The sequence below is a fragment of the Kitasatospora azatica KCTC 9699 genome, assembly GCF_000744785.1.
In the GTDB taxonomy this organism is placed as follows: domain Bacteria; phylum Actinomycetota; class Actinomycetes; order Streptomycetales; family Streptomycetaceae; genus Kitasatospora; species Kitasatospora azatica.
Genome location: NZ_JQMO01000002.1, coordinates 455,415 through 471,853, shown reverse-complemented (window position 1 = coordinate 471,853; position 16,439 = coordinate 455,415). Strand labels below are relative to the sequence as shown.

16 protein-coding genes are annotated in these 16,439 nt (G+C 70.8%); 14 read left to right on the top strand and 2 right to left on the bottom strand.

All coding sequences use genetic code 11. From position 1 onward, the window contains the following. Positions 1–4: 4 nt before the first annotated feature. From BR98_RS02640 to BR98_RS02580, 13 genes are all read left to right on the top strand, one after another. Positions 5–1,990, top strand: a complete 1,986-nt coding sequence (locus tag BR98_RS02640) for a hypothetical protein (protein ID WP_035839623.1) — start codon at positions 5–7, stop codon at positions 1,988–1,990. Continuing rightward, positions 1,987–2,334, top strand: a complete 348-nt coding sequence (locus BR98_RS02635; RefSeq protein ID WP_035839620.1) for an L-rhamnose mutarotase — start codon at positions 1,987–1,989, stop codon at positions 2,332–2,334. The genes BR98_RS02640 and BR98_RS02635 overlap by 4 nt, the downstream gene beginning before the upstream one ends. A gap of 38 nt (positions 2,335–2,372) precedes the next feature. Next, on the top strand, positions 2,373–3,275 hold the full coding sequence (locus tag BR98_RS02630; protein ID WP_035839618.1) for an amidohydrolase family protein: 903 nt from the start codon (positions 2,373–2,375) through the stop codon (positions 3,273–3,275). Next, a complete protein-coding gene (locus BR98_RS02625) occupies positions 3,272–4,315 on the top strand; it encodes a (R,R)-butanediol dehydrogenase (protein ID WP_035839616.1) in 1,044 nt (347 codons plus the stop codon). The genes BR98_RS02630 and BR98_RS02625 overlap by 4 nt, the downstream gene beginning before the upstream one ends. Further along, the gene (locus BR98_RS02620; RefSeq protein ID WP_035839613.1) at positions 4,312–5,073 is read left to right on the top strand and encodes an SDR family oxidoreductase; all 762 of its coding nucleotides are present in this window, start codon (positions 4,312–4,314) and stop codon (positions 5,071–5,073) included. Before BR98_RS02625 ends, BR98_RS02620 begins: the two co-directional genes overlap by 4 nt. Further along, positions 5,070–5,699, top strand: coding sequence for a bifunctional 4-hydroxy-2-oxoglutarate aldolase/2-dehydro-3-deoxy-phosphogluconate aldolase (locus BR98_RS02615; protein ID WP_083975897.1), 630 nt, complete (start codon positions 5,070–5,072; stop codon positions 5,697–5,699). The genes BR98_RS02620 and BR98_RS02615 overlap by 4 nt, the downstream gene beginning before the upstream one ends. Then, entirely contained in the window at positions 5,696–6,733 is a 1,038-nt protein-coding gene (locus BR98_RS02610) for a sugar kinase (protein WP_035839607.1), read from the top strand. The genes BR98_RS02615 and BR98_RS02610 overlap by 4 nt, the downstream gene beginning before the upstream one ends. A 35-nt stretch (positions 6,734–6,768) precedes the next feature. After that, the gene (locus BR98_RS02605; RefSeq protein ID WP_035839604.1) at positions 6,769–7,767 is read left to right on the top strand and encodes an aldo/keto reductase; all 999 of its coding nucleotides are present in this window, start codon (positions 6,769–6,771) and stop codon (positions 7,765–7,767) included. Between the two features lie 32 nt (positions 7,768–7,799). Beyond that, entirely contained in the window at positions 7,800–8,651 is an 852-nt protein-coding gene (locus tag BR98_RS02600; protein ID WP_035839601.1) for a fumarylacetoacetate hydrolase family protein, read from the top strand. 22 nt (positions 8,652–8,673) lie between these two features. Further along, positions 8,674–9,432, top strand: a complete 759-nt coding sequence (locus BR98_RS02595) for an SDR family NAD(P)-dependent oxidoreductase (RefSeq protein WP_035842596.1) — start codon at positions 8,674–8,676, stop codon at positions 9,430–9,432. A 64-nt stretch (positions 9,433–9,496) separates the two neighbouring features. Continuing rightward, entirely contained in the window at positions 9,497–10,237 is a 741-nt protein-coding gene (locus BR98_RS02590; protein ID WP_035839599.1) for a (Fe-S)-binding protein, read from the top strand. After that, entirely contained in the window at positions 10,234–11,676 is a 1,443-nt protein-coding gene (locus tag BR98_RS02585) for a LutB/LldF family L-lactate oxidation iron-sulfur protein (protein ID WP_035839596.1), read from the top strand. Before BR98_RS02590 ends, BR98_RS02585 begins: the two co-directional genes overlap by 4 nt. Further along, complete coding sequence (locus BR98_RS02580) at positions 11,673–12,320, top strand: LutC/YkgG family protein (RefSeq protein WP_035839593.1); 648 nt, start codon at positions 11,673–11,675, stop codon at positions 12,318–12,320. The genes BR98_RS02585 and BR98_RS02580 overlap by 4 nt, the downstream gene beginning before the upstream one ends. On the opposite strand, the gene BR98_RS42445 is transcribed toward BR98_RS02580, so the two are convergent. Continuing rightward, positions 12,289–12,873 (bottom strand): tetratricopeptide repeat protein, encoded by a 585-nt coding sequence (locus tag BR98_RS42445; protein ID WP_083975895.1) that lies wholly within the window; start codon positions 12,871–12,873, stop codon positions 12,289–12,291. The two genes, BR98_RS02580 and BR98_RS42445, sit on opposite strands and share 32 nt — an antisense overlap. A 141-nt stretch (positions 12,874–13,014) precedes the next feature. Between BR98_RS42445 and BR98_RS02575 the strand changes: the two genes are divergently transcribed. Then, positions 13,015–13,254, top strand: coding sequence for a hypothetical protein (locus BR98_RS02575; RefSeq protein ID WP_157537329.1), 240 nt, complete (start codon positions 13,015–13,017; stop codon positions 13,252–13,254). 420 nt (positions 13,255–13,674) lie between these two features. Here the strand turns inward: BR98_RS02575 and BR98_RS02570 are convergent, their stop codons facing one another. Next, the gene (locus tag BR98_RS02570) at positions 13,675–16,365 is read right to left on the bottom strand and encodes an RICIN domain-containing protein (RefSeq protein WP_035839587.1); all 2,691 of its coding nucleotides are present in this window, start codon (positions 16,363–16,365) and stop codon (positions 13,675–13,677) included. Between the last annotated feature and the right edge of the window lie 74 nt (positions 16,366–16,439).

Here is a 16,439-nt window from a genome sequence, read left to right as displayed (position 1 = left end):
TCCCATGTCCTTCAGTTCCGCTGACCCCCTCCCGGCCGAGGCCACCGCACCGTCGAGTGCTCCGGTCGAGCCGCCGGAGATCCTGGCCGCAGTGCCGCTGCTCGAAACACCCGGCTGGGCCGTGGCGCAGCGGTCGCTGTTCGACCTGCTCGACACCGCCTGGCGGCGCTTCGCCGACGCCTTCACCGGCCCGGACGGCCGACTGAACTACAATGGCGAACTGACCACCCGTGACGGTGTGGACGACTTCTACGAGGTCTTCTTCAACTGGCCGCAGCTGTACCTGCTCGGCGGTTCCGAGGAGGTACTTGCCGCCAGTGAGAAGCACTGGGAGGGCGTGACCCGGCAGCTCACCGAGCTGGACATGCTGAAGGACGAGTACGAGCGCGGCTACGACTGGTTCCACCAGGGCGAGAGCCTGCTGCTGCTCTACTTCCTGTGCATGGCCGCCCCCGACCGCTGGTCCGAGCGCGCCCTGCGCTTCGCCGAGCTGTACGTCGACCCGGCCCACGGCAACTACGACCCGGAGCACCGGATCATCACCCGGCCGCACAACGGCAGCGACCCGGACCGCACGGGCGTGTCCGACGGTGACGTCTACCCCTGGCTGCAGAAGGAGGCGGACACCTACGGCTACCCGTTGGAGTGGCTGCCGGAGGCCCAGGACGGCCCGTACCCGCTCGACTCGGATCCGCGGCTGGGCGCGCAGATGCGCGAGCGGATGGGTGTCGGCGACACCGCGGTCAACCTCGCCGCGGCCGGGCTGGTCCTGAACGCCTGGATCCTGACCCACGAGGACCGCTATCGCGACTGGATCGTGAACTACGTCGGCGCCTGGCGGGAGCGCACCGAGGCGAACGGCGGCGTGCTCCCGGACAACGTCAGCCCGGACGGGGTGGTCGGCGGTCTGCACGAGGGCCGCTGGTACGGCGGCCACTACGGCTGGTCCTGGCCGCACGGCTGGCACAGCGTGGGCCACGCGGCGACCGTCGCGGCGCTCGCGGCGGCCACCGTCACCGGCGACGACGACTACCTCTCGATGGTCTCCACCACGCTGGACACCATGATCGACCAGGGCAAGGTGATGCCGCACACCGAGGCCGACTCCAGCCTGCCCTCCAAGTGGGCGGTCGAGCTGGCCGAGGACAAGGCAACCCCGACGCTCCACCTCCCCTTCCGCTACAAGGACTCGGGCTGGTTCGACTACAACCCGGCCACCCCGCCCGTCCCGGTGGCGCTGTGGCACCACACGGCCGCCGAGTCCGACCGCGCCCGCCTGGAGCGGCTGCGCGAGGCGGACGGCATCGACTGGCGCACCCTGCGGTCGTTCCGCGCCAAGGAGGAGTCCGCGCACGAGAAGGCCTGGTTCGCCTACCTGGCCGGCGACGACCCCGGCTACCCGGAGCGCATCCTGGCCACCGCGCAGGCGCAGATCCGCCACCGCCTGCGGCGCGTCGAGCAGTACCGCGACCTGGACGTGGACGAGGCCGACATCCACGTCTGGCAGCAGTGCAACCCCGTGGCCACCGAAGCCCTCGTGCAGCTCACCTGGGGCGGCCCGCAGGTGCTGTACAACGGCGGCCTGCAGCAGGCCCGGGTGCGCTACTACGACGCCCAGGCCCGTCGCGCCGGCCTCCCGCAGGACGTGGCCGCCCTGGTCAGCTCCATCGACCCCGAGGCCACCACCGTCGAGCTGGTGAACCTCTCGCCCGAGGCGGAGCGCACGGTGATCGTCCAGGCAGGCGCCATGGCCGAGCACACCATCACCTCGGTGCGGTACACGACCTGCGCGGACGACGCCTGGGTCGGGGGCATGTACGACTACGGCCACACGGAGCCGGTGGTCACCGAGTCGCAGGCGGCTGCTGACGGCCCGTTCCTGACCGTCCGACTGCCCGCGTCCACCCGGATACGGCTCACCCTCGGACTCGGGCTGCGCACCAACACCCCCAGCTACCGCACCCCGTTCGACGAGGAGGAGTCCGCGTGAAGCGCCTCGCCCAGACCATCAAGCTGCGGCCCGAGCACCGCGAGGAGTACCTCGAACTCCACTCCGCGGTCTGGCCCGGAGTCGAGGCCGCCCTGCACCGGGCGAACGTCCACAACTTCAGCATCTACCTCCACGGCGACGTGCTGTTCGCCTACCTCGAGTACACCGGCGAGGACTTCGAGGCCGACATGGCGACGCTCGAGGCCGACCCGGAGACCCAGGAGTGGTGGAAGCTCACCGACCCGTGCCAGGAGCCCTGGCCCGACCGCGGTGACTCCCGCCAGTGGACCGAACTCACCGAGATCTGGCACCTGGGCCCGCCCGCCGGCAACGCCACGGACTGACACGGTTCGAACCAGACCGACCCGACTTGGATCCTCCAGTGACCTCCACACCAGCCCCCGCGCTCGTCGACGCCCACCACCACCTGTGGGACCTCGTCGAGACCCCGCAGCCCTGGCTCGACGACCCGGACCTGACGTCGATCCGCCGCACGTTCACTCCTGACGACCTGCGCGCCACCGCCACCCAGCCGGTGGCGGGCCGTCAGCTGCACAGCACGGTGGTCGTGCAGTGCATGCCGGACGTGCCGGAGACCGAGGTCCTGCTCGCGCTCGCGGCGCGGGACCCGTTGATCCAGGCCGTGGTCGGCTGGGCGGACCTGACCTCCCCGGCGATCGGCGACGTGCTCGACCGCCTGCTCGCCGGGGAGGGCGGCAGGTACCTCCGCTCCCTTCGCCACCTGGTCCAGGGCGAATCGGACCCGGGGTGGCTGCAACGCGCCGACGTCGAACGCGGGCTCGAGGCGGTCCTGGAACGCGGACTCCACTACGACGTGCTGATCCGCAGCCACCAGCTCGACCAGGCGATCCGGTTGGCCGAACGCTTCCCGGACCTGCCGCAGGTGCTCAACCACGCGGGCAAGCCGTCCATCGCCAGTGGCGAACTGGGCGACTGGGAACGGCAGCTGCGGCTGCTGGCCGAACACCCCCAGGTGGTCTGCAAGGTGTCGGGACTGATCACCGAGGCCGACCACGAGACCTGGACCACCTCCGACATCCGGCCCGTGTGGGACGTGCTGCTCTCCGCCTTCGGCCCCGAGCGGCTGATGTTCGGGTCGGACTGGCCGGTCGCGAACCTCGCGGGAGGCTGGAACCGTTGGGCCGCCACCGTGGACGAACTGCTCAACGGCTTTGCCGAGAGCGAGATCCAGGCGATCCTCGCCGGCACCGCGACCGCCTTCTACCGCCTTCCCTCCGCTGAAGAGACTCTGGAAGCACCATGACACTCGCTGTCCGTTATCTGTCCGCCCGCACCCTCGACACAGCCGCTGTCGAGACCCCCGAGCCCGGCCCCGGCCAGGTGGAGCTGGCTCCCGCCTTCGTCGGGATCTGCGGCACCGACCTGCACATCTTCCACGGCGACATGGACGCCCGGGTCAAGGCGCCCGGCGTCATCGGGCACGAGATGTCCGGGCGCGTCGTCCGCGTCGGACCGGATGTCGAGGGCTGGCAGCCGGGAGATGCGGTCACGGTGATGCCGCTGCGCTGGGACGGCAGTTGCGCCGCCTGCCTGAACGGGCATCAGCACATCTGCCAGCACCTGGACTTCATCGGCATCGACTCCCCGGGTGCGATGCAGCAGCGCTGGATCGTGCCCGCCGACACCCTGATCCGGCTGCCCGAGGACCTTGCGCTGGACCGGGCCGCGCTGGTCGAGCCCACGGCGGTCGCCGTGCACGACGTGAACCGGGCCGGCGTGCGCTCCGGTGAGCGGGTCGTCGTGGTCGGCGGCGGGCCGGTCGGTGTCCTGATCGCGCTGGTGGCACAGGCCGCCGGAGCCGATGTACGCGTGGTGGAGCTCAGCGCCCACCGGCGTGCGTTGGCCGAGGAGTTGGGGCTGTCCACCTGGGACCCCGCTGCGGAGGACGTGACCGCGCTGGTTCGCGAGTGGACCGCGGACGCGGGCGCGGACGTCGCCTTCGAGGTGTCCGGCGCGGCGGCGGGGGTGGCCACGGCGGTCGAGGTGCTGGGTGTGCGCGGCAGGCTGTGCCTGGTGGCCATCCACCCGAAGCCCCGCGAGCTGAACCTGCACCGCTTCTTCTGGCGCGAACTCATCCTCATCGGCGCCCGGCTGTACGTCCGCGGCGACTTCGAGAAGGCGGTCGAGCTGGTCGCGGACGGCACCATCCCGGCCGAGCGTCTGATCAGCAAGGTCGTCCCGCTCACCCAGGCGCCCGCCGCGTTCGAGGCCCTGGAGGGCGGCGGCGACGTCATGAAGATTCTGGTGGACTGCACCACCGACACCGAGGGAGCCGCCGAATGAACGCCTTCGACCTCACCGGAAGGCTCGCCGTCGTCACGGGAGCGCGGCGCGGCATCGGCCGGGCCATGGCCCGCGCGCTCGCCGAGGCCGGCGCGGACGTGATCGGCGTCAGCGCCTCGCTGGAGGAGTCCGGCAGCGCGGTGGAGAAGGACGTGCTGGCCGCGGGCCGCACCTTCGAGGCGATCCGCACCGACTTCGCCGACCCGGACGCCGTGCGGGCCCTGGGCGCGGACCTCGCCGGCCGGGAGCGGCCGGTGGACATCCTGGTCAACAACGCGGGCACCATCCGCCGGGCACCGGCCGCCGAGCACTCGGACGCCTACTGGGACGAGGTGATCCAGGTCAACCTCACCGCGCAGTTCGCGCTGACCCGGGCGGTCGGCGCGGCGATGGTGGCCCGCGGCCAGGGGAAGATCATCTTCACGGCGTCGCTGCTCAGCTACCAGGGCGGCATCACGGTCCCCGGCTACACGGCCGCCAAGCACGGCGTCGCCGGCCTCACCAAGGCACTGGCCAACGAGTGGGCCGGGCGCGGCGTGAACGTCAACGCCATCGCGCCGGGCTACATCGCCACCGACAACACCCAGGCCCTGCAGGACGACCCGGCGCGCAGCAAGTCGATCCTGGGGCGGATCCCGGCCGGCCGCTGGGGTCAGGCCGACGACTTGGCGGGTGCCACGGTCTTCCTCGCCTCGGACGCCGCCGCCTACATCCACGGCACGACCCTTCCCGTCGACGGCGGATGGCTGGGCCGATGAGCAACGACCTGGCCGCCGTGCTGGACGGCGCACGCATCATGCCGGTGCTGGTCGTGCGCGACCCGGCCACGGCCGCCCCGCTGGCCGACGCGCTCGCGTCGGGCGGCGCCGGGTGCGCCGAGGTCACCTTCCGCACCCCGGACGCCGAGCAGGTGCTCAAGGTGATGGCGGCCCACGGCGGCCTGGCCGTGGGTGCCGGCACCGTGGTCACCCCGGAGCAGGCGGAGCGGGCCGTCGCGGCCGGGGCCCGCTTCGTGGTCTCCCCGGGCTACGACGAGGACGTCGTCGCGAAGTGCCGGGAGCTGGGGGTTCCGGTGGTGCCCGGCATCGCCAGCGCCACCGAGCTGATGCGCGCCATGCGGGACGGCCTCGACACCGTGAAGCTCTTCCCCGCCGAGTCCATCGGCGGTCTGCGGACGCTGCGCGCGCTCGCGGCGCCCTTCCCGCGGGTGCGCTTCGTGCCGACCGGCGGGATCGGCCCCGCCGAGCTGGCCGGCTACCTCGCCGAGCCCGCGGTCCTCGCCGTCGGCGGCAGCTGGATGGCCACCCCCGCTCTCCTGGAGAGCGGCGACTACGCCGAGATCCGTCGCCTGACGGCGGAGGCCGTGGCGAGGAGCACGCCGTGATCGACGTGTTGGCCCTCGGCGAGGTCATGCTGCGCTTCGACCCGGGGGAGGGGCGGATCAGCACCTCCCGCACCTTCCACGTGTGGGAGGGCGGGGGCGAGTACAACGTCGCCCGCGGGCTGCGCCGCTGCTTCGGCCGGCGCACGGCGGTCGTGACCGCCCTCGCCGACAACGCCGTGGGCCGGCTCGTCGAGGACCTGATCCTGCAGGGCGGTGTCGACACCTCGCTGATCCGCTGGGTGCCCGACGACGGCATCGGCCGCACCGCGCGCAACGGCCTCAACTTCGTCGAGCGCGGCTTCGGCATCCGTGGCGCACTCGGCGTCAGCGACCGCGCCCACACCGCCGTCTCCCAGCTGTGCAAGGGGGAGGTCGACTGGGACGCCGTCTTCTCGGCGGGGGTGCGCTGGTTCCACACCGGCGGCATCTTCGCCGGCCTGTCCGACACCACGGCGGACGTGGCGGACGAGGCGATGGCGGCCGCGCGGCGCCACGGGGTCACCGTCTCCTACGACCCCAACTACCGCTCGAGCCTGTGGGCCGACCGCGGCGGACCGGCGCGGGCCCGCGAGGTGGACCTGCGCCTGGCCCGGCACGCCGACGTGATCGTCGGCGCGCTGGGCCTGGCGGGCGCGCATCCCGGCGACGCCCGCTTCGGCGCCGACGAGGTGGCGGACGCACTCGTCTCGGTGGCCGGCCTGCTGCCCGAGGTGAAGGTGCTCGCGACGACCCTGCGCGAGGTTCCCTCGGCCGGGGTGAACGACTGGACCTCGGCGGCCTGGTCGGCGGAGACCGGGTATGTCACCGGGCCGCAGATGCCCGGACTGCACGTCCTGGACCGCATAGGTTCCGGCGACGGCTTCGCCGCCGGGCTGATCCACGGCCTGCTCTCCGGCGCTTCCTTGGAGCAGTCCCTCGCCTACGGCACCGCCCACGGCGCCCTCGTCATGACCACCCCCGGAGACGTCTCCATGGCCTCGCTCGCCGAGGTCGAGGCGCTGATCGCGGGCGGCTCGGCCCGCGTCAGACGCTGACCGGCGCCCCTCACCCGTATCCACAGGAGTTCCTCGTGCGCCACCGGAAGATCCAGAACACGTCGGTCGCGGTCACCGAGCTCGGCTTCGGGGCCGCGGTGATCGGCAACCTCTACCGCGAGACCTCCGACCAGGAGGCATCGGCCGCCCTCGACGCCGCCTGGGACGCCGGCATCCGCTACTTCGACACCGCGCCGCACTACGGCCTGGGTCTGTCCGAGCGGCGTCTGGGCGCCGCCCTGCGCGGCCGGCCGCGCGAGGAGTACGTCATCTCCTCGAAGGTCGGCCGGCTGCTCGTGCCCAACGAAGACCCCCGCGGCACCGACAGCGACGGCTTCGCCGTCCCCGACGACCTGCGCCGCCAGTGGGACTTCAGCCGCGACGGCGTGCTGCGCTCGATCGAGGAGACCCTCACCCGCACCGGACTGGACCGGATCGACATCGTCTACGTCCACGACCCCGACGACCACTGGCGTCAGGCCGCCGACGAAGCCATGCCCGCTCTCGCCGAACTGCGCGACCAGGGCGTGATCGGTGCCATCGGCGCCGGCATGAACCAGTCCGCCATGCTGGCCCGCTTCCTGCGCGAGACCGCTGCCGACCTGGTGATGCTCGCCGGACGCTACACCCTGCTCGACCAGTCCTCGCTGGACGACGTGCTGCCGGCGGCGCAGGAGCACGGCAAGAGCGTCGTGGCGGTCGGCGTGTTCAACTCCGGACTGCTCTCCCGCGACAAGCCGACGCCCGGCATGAAGTACGACTACCAGGACGCCCCGGCGGACATGGTGCACCGGGCACTGGCCATCGCCGAGGTCTGCGAGCAGCACGGCACCACCCTTCCCGCCGCCGCCATCGCCTTCCCGTACACGCACCCCGCCGTCGTCAACGTCACCCTGGGCATGCGAACCCCGGCACAGGTCGAGCAGAACGCGGAACTCCACCGGCGGGCCGTCCCCGCCGGCCTCTGGGACCAGCTCCGCACCGAAGGCCTGATCAGGTCGGACGTACCAAGTCCGGCCTTTCCCGCTGCCTGAAGCTTCATCCGATTGCATTGATGGGAGTCCACATGAAACTGCTTCGGATCGGGGCACCGGGAGAGGAAATCCCGGCCGTGCTCGGCGAGGACGGACGGGTATTCGCCCTCTCGGAGCTGACCGGTGACATCGACGGGGCGTTCCTCGCCTCCGGCGGGACCGACCGGGTCAGGGAAGCGCTGGCCGCGGGCCGGCTGCCCGAGCTCGACCCGGCCGGGCTGCGGATCGGCGCGCCGGTCGCCCGCCCGGGCAAGGTGGTCTGCGTCGGCCTCAACTACCGCGACCACGCCGAGGAGACCGGCGCGCCCGTCCCCTCCCGCCCGGTGGTGTTCATGAAGGACCCGGCGACCGTCGTCGGCCCGTACGACCAGGTGCTGATCCCGCGCGACTCGGTCAAGACGGACTGGGAGGTCGAACTCGCCGTCGTGATCGGCCGCCAGGCCCGCTACCTCGCCGACCCGGCCGAGGCGGCCGGGCACATCGCGGGCTTCGCGATCAGCAACGACGTCTCCGAGCGGGAGTTCCAGCTCGAGTTCTCCGGGCAGTGGGACCTCGGCAAGTCCTGCGAGACCTTCAACCCGCTCGGGCCCTGGCTGGTCACCCCGGACGAGGTGGGTGACCCGCAGGCGCTCGGCCTGCGGCTGGCCGTCAACGGTGAGCTCTGCCAGAACGGCGACACCAAGAACATGATCTTCGAGGTCTCGTACCTCGTCCACTACCTCAGCCAGTACATGGTGCTCAACCCCGGTGACGTCATCAACACCGGCACCCCGGCCGGGGTGGCCCTCGGCCTGCCCGGCACCCCGTACCTGCGCGCGGGCGACACCGTCGAGCTGTCCATCGACGGTCTCGGCAGCCAGCGCCAGACGTTCGTCAACGCGTGAACGAGGAGCCGTGGGCATGACGATGACTGACCTCGAAGGACTGGCGGCAGTGGTCACCGGAGGTGCCTCCGGGATCGGCCTGGCCACCGCCTCCCTGCTGGCGGAACGCGGCGCGCGGGTGGCCGTCCTCGACCTCGACCCCGCATCGCTGAAGGAACCGCTGGTGGGCTTCACCGCCGATGTCAGCGACGACACTTCGGTCCGGGCCGCTGTCGCGGCGGCGGCCGAGGTGCTCGGCGGGATCGACATCCTGGTCAACTGCGCGGGCATCGGCGCGATCGGAACCGTGGCGGACAATCCGGACGAGCAGTGGCACCGCGTGCTGGACGTCAACGTGCTGGGCCTCGTCCGCACCTCCCGGGCAGCCCTGCCGTACCTGCGCCGCTCCGCCCACGCCTCGGTGGTCAACATCGGTTCCATCGTCACCACCACCGGCCTGCCGCAGCGCGCGCTGTACGCGGCCAGCAAGGGCGCCGTGTTCTCCCTCACCCTGGCGATGGCCGCCGACCACGTCCGCGAGGGCGTCAGGGTCAACTGCGTCAACCCCGGCACCGTCGACACCCCGTGGGTCGGCCGGCTGCTGGAGGCCGCTCACGACCAGGCCGCCGAACGCGCCGCCCTGAACGCCCGTCAGCCCACCGGCCGCCTGGTCACCGCCGAGGAGGTGGCCGCCGCCATCGTCTACCTGGCTTCCCCCGCGGCCGCCTCGGTCACCGGCACCGCCCTCGCGGTCGACGGCGGCATGGCGGGCCTGCGTCTGCGCGCCGACGCGAAGCCGTGACAATGCACCAGAACGTCCTTGGGCTGCTGCCGCCCGACGCCCCGACCCCGGTGGAGGTGGGCTGATGCGGATCGCCCTGTTCATCACCTGCTTCAACGACACGATGTTCCCCGGCACCGGCCGGGCCGTGGTCACCGTGCTCGAACGGCTCGGCCACACGGTGGACTTCCCGCAGGAGCAGACCTGCTGCGGGCAGATGCACTTCAACACCGGCTACCGCCCCGACGCCGTCCCGTTGGTGGCCCGGTTCGCGCGGACCTTCGCCGACTACGACGCCATCGTCACCCCGTCGGCCTCCTGCGCGGGCATGGTCAAGGAGAACCACCCGCTGCTCGCCGAGGAGTACGGCCACGAGCAGCTGCGGCGCGACGTGGCGGGCCTGGTGCCCCGCGTCCACGAGTTCACCGAGTTCCTCACCGACGTGCTGAAGGTCACCGACGTGGGCGCCCACTTCCCGCACCGGGTCAGCTACCACCCCACCTGCCACTCGCTGCGCGGGCTGCGCCTGGGCGACCGGCCGCAGCAACTCCTGCGCGCGGTACGGGGAATCGACCTGGTCGACCTGCCCGCGGCCGACTCCTGCTGCGGCTTCGGCGGCACCTTCGCGGTCAAGAACGCGGACACCTCCAGCGCGATGCTCGCCGACAAGACGGCCGGGGTGCTGGCCACCGGCGCCGAGGTGCTGTGCGCCGCCGACAACTCCTGCCTGATGCACATCGGCGGGGGACTGTCCCGGCAGGGCAGCGCGGTGCGGACCATGCACCTGGCCGAGATCCTCGCCAGCACGGAAGGCGACCAACTGTGAGTTCCCGAGGAGTGGTCTGGCTCGGCTCACCGTCCTTCCCCGACGCGGCGCGAGTCGCGCTGAAGGACGATCAGCTGCGCGCCAACCTCAAGCGCGCCACCGGCACCATCCGTGACAAGCGCCTCACCGTCGCCGCCGAGCTGGACGACTGGGAGGAGCTGCGGACCGCCGCCGAGGCGATCAAGAACCGCACCGCCCGCCATCTCGACCACTACCTGGTCCAGTTGGAGGAGTCCGTCACCGCCGCCGGCGGCACCGTGCACTGGGCGAGCGACGCGGCCGAGGCGAACCGGATCGTCACCGAACTCGTGCAGGCCACCGGCGAGCGGGAGGTGGTCAAGGTCAAGTCGATGGCGACCCAGGAGATCGGCCTCAACGAGGCGCTCGCCGAGGCCGGGATCACCGCCTACGAGACCGATCTCGCCGAACTGATCGTGCAGTTGGGCGACGACCGCCCCTCGCACATCCTGGTCCCGGCGATCCACAAGAACCGCACCGAGATCCGCGACCTGTTCCGCGCCGAGATGGGCCACTGGGGACAGCCGGCTCCCGAGGACCTCACCGACGAACCGCGCGAGCTCGCCGAGGCGGCCCGCCGGCACCTGCGGCAGAAGTTCCTCACCGCCAAGGTGGCCGTCTCCGGCGCCAACTTCGCCTGCGCCGACACCGGCACCGTGCTCGTGGTGGAGTCCGAGGGCAACGGCCGGATGTGCCTGACCCTGCCCGAGACGCTGATCACCGTGATGGGCATCGAGAAGGTCCTGCCCACCTGGTCCGACCTGGAGGTCTTCCTCCAACTGCTGCCGCGCTCCTCCACGGGGGAGCGGATGAACCCCTACACCTCCACCTGGTCCGGCACCACCGAAGGTGACGGACCGTCGGAGTTCCACCTGGTGCTGCTCGACAACGGGCGCACCGACACCCTCGCCGACCCGGTCGGCCGCCAGACGCTCGGCTGCATCCGCTGCTCGGCCTGCCTGAACGTCTGCCCGGTCTTCGAGCGCACCGGCGGGCACGCGTACGGCTCGGTCTACCCCGGGCCGATCGGTGCTGTGCTCACCCCGCAGTTGGTCGGGGTGGAGCAGGCGGCCTCGCTGCCGTTCGCCTCCACGCTCTGTGGGGCCTGCTACGACGCCTGCCCGGTGAAGATCAACATCCCGGAGGTGCTGGCCCACCTGCGGGCCAAGGTCGTCGAGGCGAAGGACGGCCACACGGTGGAGGGGCTGGCCATGAAGGCGGCCGGCAAGGTGCTCGACTCGCCACGGCTGCTCGGTGCCGCCCAGAAGGCCGCCGCGCTCGGCGGCAGGGCGCTGGCCCGCAACGGAAAGATCGGCCGGCTGCCCGGACCGCTGCACGGCTGGACCGACACGCGCGACACCCCCGCCCCACCCGCCGAGTCCTTCCGCACCTGGTGGCGCAAGAACAGGGAGAGCGAATGACCAGCCGCGACGCCATCCTGGGCCGGATCCGGGCCGCGCTCACCGACGTCCCGTCCGAGGAGAGACCGCAGGACGTCCCCGTCCCGCGTGACTACCGCCGCAGCCACACCGGCCCCGGCCAGGACACCGTCGCGCTGTTCGCCGAACGGGTCGCCGACTACCGCGCCACCGTCAGCCGCACCGACCGGGCCGGCCTGCGCGACGCCGTAGCCGTCGCCCTCACCCGGCGCCGGGCTCGCTACCTCGCGCTGCCGGGCGGCTTCCCGATGGAACTGCTGCCGACCGGCAGTTGGCAGTGGCACACCGAACCGCTCGACGTCCCCGCCCTGGACGAGCTCGACGGCGCGATCACGCTCGCCGCCGCCGGCATCGCGATCACCGGGACCATCGTCCTCGACACCAGCCCCGGCCAGGGCCGACGGGCACTCACCCTGGTGCCCGACTACCACCTGTGCATCGTGGGCGCCGACCAGATCGCCGACGACGTCCCGGACGCGCTGGCCCGCCTCGACCCCACCCGCCCGCTCACCTTCATCTCCGGCCCGTCCGCCACCAGCGACATCGAACTCGACCGCGTGGAAGGCGTGCACGGCCCCCGCACCCTGGACGTCATCATCGTCGAGCCCAGTGTTTCGGGGCACTGACGAGGACCGCGCTGGGCAAGCCGCTATGCCGCAGGACCGGCTGATCAGGGCGGAAGCCGTGCCGGTCGCCGATGCATCCCACCGGGCCGGCGTCCGGGCAGTGGTGCGGGACTGGAACCATGAGGTCCAGTAACCGCTCCAGCGGCGCGGCACCGCGCCGTCTGCCGCCGATGCGTCGGCCTGGCCGATCAGCAGTTCCACCCGGGCGAGTGCTGCCTGCGTGGACTCGACCAACCCGGCGTCCCCCTTGGCGATCCGCAGCCGCAGCGCCTCCTGGAGATGGGCGTGGGCATTCGCGAGGTCGCCGCGCTCCATCACCGTGCTTGCCGGTGGGCTGAAGCGCAAAGTCGACAAGTTCCGGGTGCTGGCTTCGCGCGGTGCTCAGGGCACTGCGGTAGAGCGCGTTCGCAGTCTGCACGTCACCGGTGTAGCGGTGAGCGTCGGCGAGGTTGAGCCCGGTGGCGACGACGGCCCGGGTGTTGCCAATCGCTGCGGCTAGGTCGAGCGACTGCCGGAGAAACGTACGGGCCTCCTCGTGGTTGCCCAGGCACATCTGGCCGATGCCGATCCAGCTCGGCGTCGAACCAGTCGAAGTTCGCCCCGGCCACAATCACGTTGTCGCTGCGCAGGGTGCGGGCGTGCTCCGCGTAGGGAGTGCCCGACTTCACCAGGCGCTCCATCAGGGCGAACGGCAGTGGGTGCGGAGAGCGCTCTGCGGTGGTCGTCCAGCAGCATGCGGTTGCGGGTCTCGTCCTCGCCGGCTGCCGTCGGCTTCGCGGGGGGCTTCTTCGGCAGCGCGGACTTGTACGGATCGATCAGCGTGTTCGTGGCGCTGTTCAGGGACCAGGGGTGCGGGGTGCTGCGGGATTCGGCGCTGCTCAACGAGGACTTCCTGAAGCCGGGGCCGGGAGAGAGTGCGGCGGACCGTCGGTGACGGGGGACGCATCGGCGGTCCGCCGCAGGGAGCCACCCGGACGCGCTACGTGCGGTCGGATGGCCGTCAGGGGTGGGGCGGCTACTCGCTCTTCGGCTTGTCGCCGTTGTGGTCCCCGGTGTCGCCGCTGCCGCTGTTGCCAGCGCCGTTCTTCTCGCTCATGTGGGGCACCCCTTTCGGATCGCATCACCCTGGCCGACCTGATCTGACGACAGGCCGTGGTAGGCCCCTGCTCTTCGGCTGATCCGAACCGGCAGGGGCCTTTTCCTTTCCGTTCCCCGACGCGGCCACCTGACGGCCATGCCGGAGCCGCCCCTTCGCGAAGGGGTGGCTCCGGCATGGCCGGCGAGCGGGTGCGGTGAGGCCGGAGAGCGTCGCTCTCCGGCCTCACCGCTTACTGTCCTACGTCAGGTCACCCTGTCACTGGATCGTCCAGGCCTGGTGGGACTGGTTGATGGCGTTCGACTGGTCGGTGGTGGCGCCGTTGGTGGTGGACGCGCCGGTCACCTCCAGGACCTGCCGGCTCTCGTAGTTGCGGAGCAGGTAGCCGCCGGTGGTCGGCTCGAAGTACCACAGCTGGTTGTTGCCGCCGTTGTAGGTGGACTGGTCCGCGGCGGTCGTCCGCCAGTGGCTGTTCCACGGGATCTCGAGGGCCTTGCCGCTGTTCCGGTTCACAATCTTCACGAGCTGGCCGCTCACCGGGACGATGTTCCACTGCTGGTTGACGCCGCCGGTGCTCGGCCACTGGTTGACGCTCGCGCCGTCGGCGGTGTTGAAGTTGTAGTCGTCCAGCACCTGGCCGCTGTTGACGTTCTTGATGGAGTAGAACGTCGACGGGTTGGTGCTCGGGGCGCCGGTCGCGACCGCCTGCGCTCCGCCGGCCTGCTGGACGCTGAAGTCGGTGATGTAGAAGTACTGGCCGTCGGTCTTGGCGACCCGCACGTAGCGGAAGGCCTGGCGGACGTCGATGTCACCGGTGAGCGTCGCGGCGTAGGGCAGGGTGCTGGTCTGGCGTCCCAGGACGGTGTAGCTGCCGAAGTTCGGGTCGTTGGAGCCCCGGACCTCGAAGTTGCCGCGGGTCGAGGACTGGTCCAGGTCCTGACGGGTGGTCAGCGCGAACTGGCCGAGCTGGTAGGCCTGGCCCAGGTCGACCTGCCACCAGGCCGAGGTGTCGGTGCCGGTCGGGGACCAGCCGGTCGAGCTGTTGTTGTCATTGGCCTTGTTGGCCTCGGTGCCGGTGCCGAAGACCGACGAGGCGGTCGCGGTCTTGTTCCAGGCGAGGTTGGGCCACAGGGTCATCCACTGGTAGCCGGACTCCAGGCCGGAGGCCTTGATCACCGCGTCACCGGACGAGGTGTTGTTGGTCAGCGTGACGTTGGTGCCGTTGTGGTTCTGGTTGATGGACGCGTCGGGGTTCGACAGCACGTTGTTCGAGACGGTCATGTTGTCCGACCCCTCGTCCAGGTAGACGCCGGCGATGGCCGAGGCGCAGGAGGCGGAGGTCCGGAGCACCTCGTGGATGTAGTTGCCGTTGATGACCGTGCCCGGGTCGTTCGACAGGTGGTAGATGCCGGCCGAGTCGCACAGCCGGTTCATCACGTTGCCGATCCGGTTGTAGCTGATGCTGTTGCTGCCCTCGGCGTTGGCCGCGGACTGCCAGCCCCAGCCGAGCGAGATGCCCGCCCACGGGGAGTCGGAGATGTCGTTGTGGTCGATGGTGGTGCTGTTGACGAAGCCCGCGTTGATGCCTGCGGTGCCGGGGTAGTCCTCACCGGTCCGGGTGATCAGGTTGTCCTTGACGGAGACGGTCTTGACCACCTCCCGGGCGTCCTCGCCGGCCGGGGTGGTCGGCGGGTTGTAGACGGAGTGGTACTCGACCGTCGGGTCGGAGAACTTGCCGAGCGTGATGCCGTTGCCGGCGATGTCGTAGATGTAGTTGCCGATCGCGCTGCTGTTGTGGACACCGTGCCAGAGGTCGAGCGCGGAGGAGCCCAGCTGCGTGAAGACGTTGCCGGTGAAGGAGATGTTGTCGGTGTCCTGGACCTGGACGGCAGCGGGGGGGCGGCCGACGGTCTGCTGGTTGGAGGTGTTGGACGTGAGGTTGTAGTTGCCGCCCTGGGCGTTCAGGTAGCCGTTGTTGCTGGCCTCCATCCAGGTGGTCTGGGTGAAGGTGAGCCCGGAGAACCGCAGGTCGTGGGCGGGGCTGTTGAGGCTGGTGCCCTGGACGTTGAAGAGGGTCTGGACCGTCGGCGCCTTCACGGAGGCGTTGGACATGTCCTCGCCGGGGCGGGGCTTGTAGTAGACGGTCTGCGCGGCCGTGTCGACGTAGAACTCGCCCGGCTCGTTGAGGAACTCGTGGGCGTTCTCGAAGTGGAACGGCGAGTTGTCGGAGAGCTGCGGCCACGGGCGCTGGAAGAGGATGCCCGCCTCGTGGTCCTGGATCGAGATGTTGGCGGTGCTGCCCGCGGTGCTGATCGACTTCAGCCGCAGGTAGCTCTCACCCCACTGGGTCTCCAGCATCATCTCGACCTGGTTCAGGTTGCCCCAGTTCGAGGTCTGCGAGGCGAGGACCTTCAGCAGCTTGTTGGTGGTGTCGCTGCCCTGCAGGTTGAAGTCGGTGCCGGCGTCGGGGTAGCGGGCGCGGGTGGCGCGGACCCCGTTGACGTACAGCTGGCGGAAGTTGAGGGAGCCGATCGACGCCTTGTACTCGCCGTTGGTCGCCGCGGTCCAGCCGGTGATCGCCTGGCCGCCGCTGATCACGGGGGTCTCACCGTTGTACGACTGGTAGACGACCGTGTGGCCGTTGGTGCCGGAGTCGCTGGTGCCGAAGGTGATCGGGGCGGTGAGGGGGTAGGTGCCTCCGCGCAGGTTCACGACGATGTCGTCGGACATGTTCGTGTTGACGGCTCGGACCGCGTTCTGGGCGGCCTGGATGGTCCGGAAAGCCGCGGCGGTGCTGGTTCCTGAGTTGCTGTCGCTGCCGTTGACGGGGTCGACGTAGAAGTTCGTCGTGGCCGCGTAGGCGGTTTGGGTGGGCAGCACGGCCGCGAAGACGGCGGCTGCGACCGCGAACGCCTTGATCGTCTTGGCGCTGATGCGTGGGGGTCTCATCTGGGGTGTCCCTCCTCAGGGGCCCTACTTCTTATGAGTTGCATTTATCGAGCCACCGAGGCACCCCTGTCAAG

What these genes read in the sequence shown, in the direction of transcription:
- BR98_RS02640 (WP_035839623.1), top strand. Translation starts at nt 5, where the DNA reads ATGTCCTTCAGTTCCGCTGACCCCCTCCCGGCCGAGGCCACCGCACCG.
- BR98_RS02625 (WP_035839616.1), top strand. Translation starts at nt 3,272, where the DNA reads ATGACACTCGCTGTCCGTTATCTGTCCGCCCGCACCCTCGACACAGCC.
- BR98_RS02620 (WP_035839613.1), top strand. Translation starts at nt 4,312, where the DNA reads ATGAACGCCTTCGACCTCACCGGAAGGCTCGCCGTCGTCACGGGAGCG.
- BR98_RS02615 (WP_083975897.1), top strand. Translation starts at nt 5,070, where the DNA reads ATGAGCAACGACCTGGCCGCCGTGCTGGACGGCGCACGCATCATGCCG.
- BR98_RS02600 (WP_035839601.1), top strand. Translation starts at nt 7,800, where the DNA reads ATGAAACTGCTTCGGATCGGGGCACCGGGAGAGGAAATCCCGGCCGTG.
- BR98_RS02595 (WP_035842596.1), top strand. Translation starts at nt 8,674, where the DNA reads ATGACTGACCTCGAAGGACTGGCGGCAGTGGTCACCGGAGGTGCCTCC.
- BR98_RS02590 (WP_035839599.1), top strand. Translation starts at nt 9,497, where the DNA reads ATGCGGATCGCCCTGTTCATCACCTGCTTCAACGACACGATGTTCCCC.
- BR98_RS02580 (WP_035839593.1), top strand. Translation starts at nt 11,673, where the DNA reads ATGACCAGCCGCGACGCCATCCTGGGCCGGATCCGGGCCGCGCTCACC.
- BR98_RS42445 (WP_083975895.1), bottom strand. Translation starts at nt 12,873, where the DNA reads ATGTGCCTGGGCAACCACGAGGAGGCCCGTACGTTTCTCCGGCAGTCG.
- BR98_RS02570 (WP_035839587.1), bottom strand. Translation starts at nt 16,365, where the DNA reads ATGAGACCCCCACGCATCAGCGCCAAGACGATCAAGGCGTTCGCGGTC.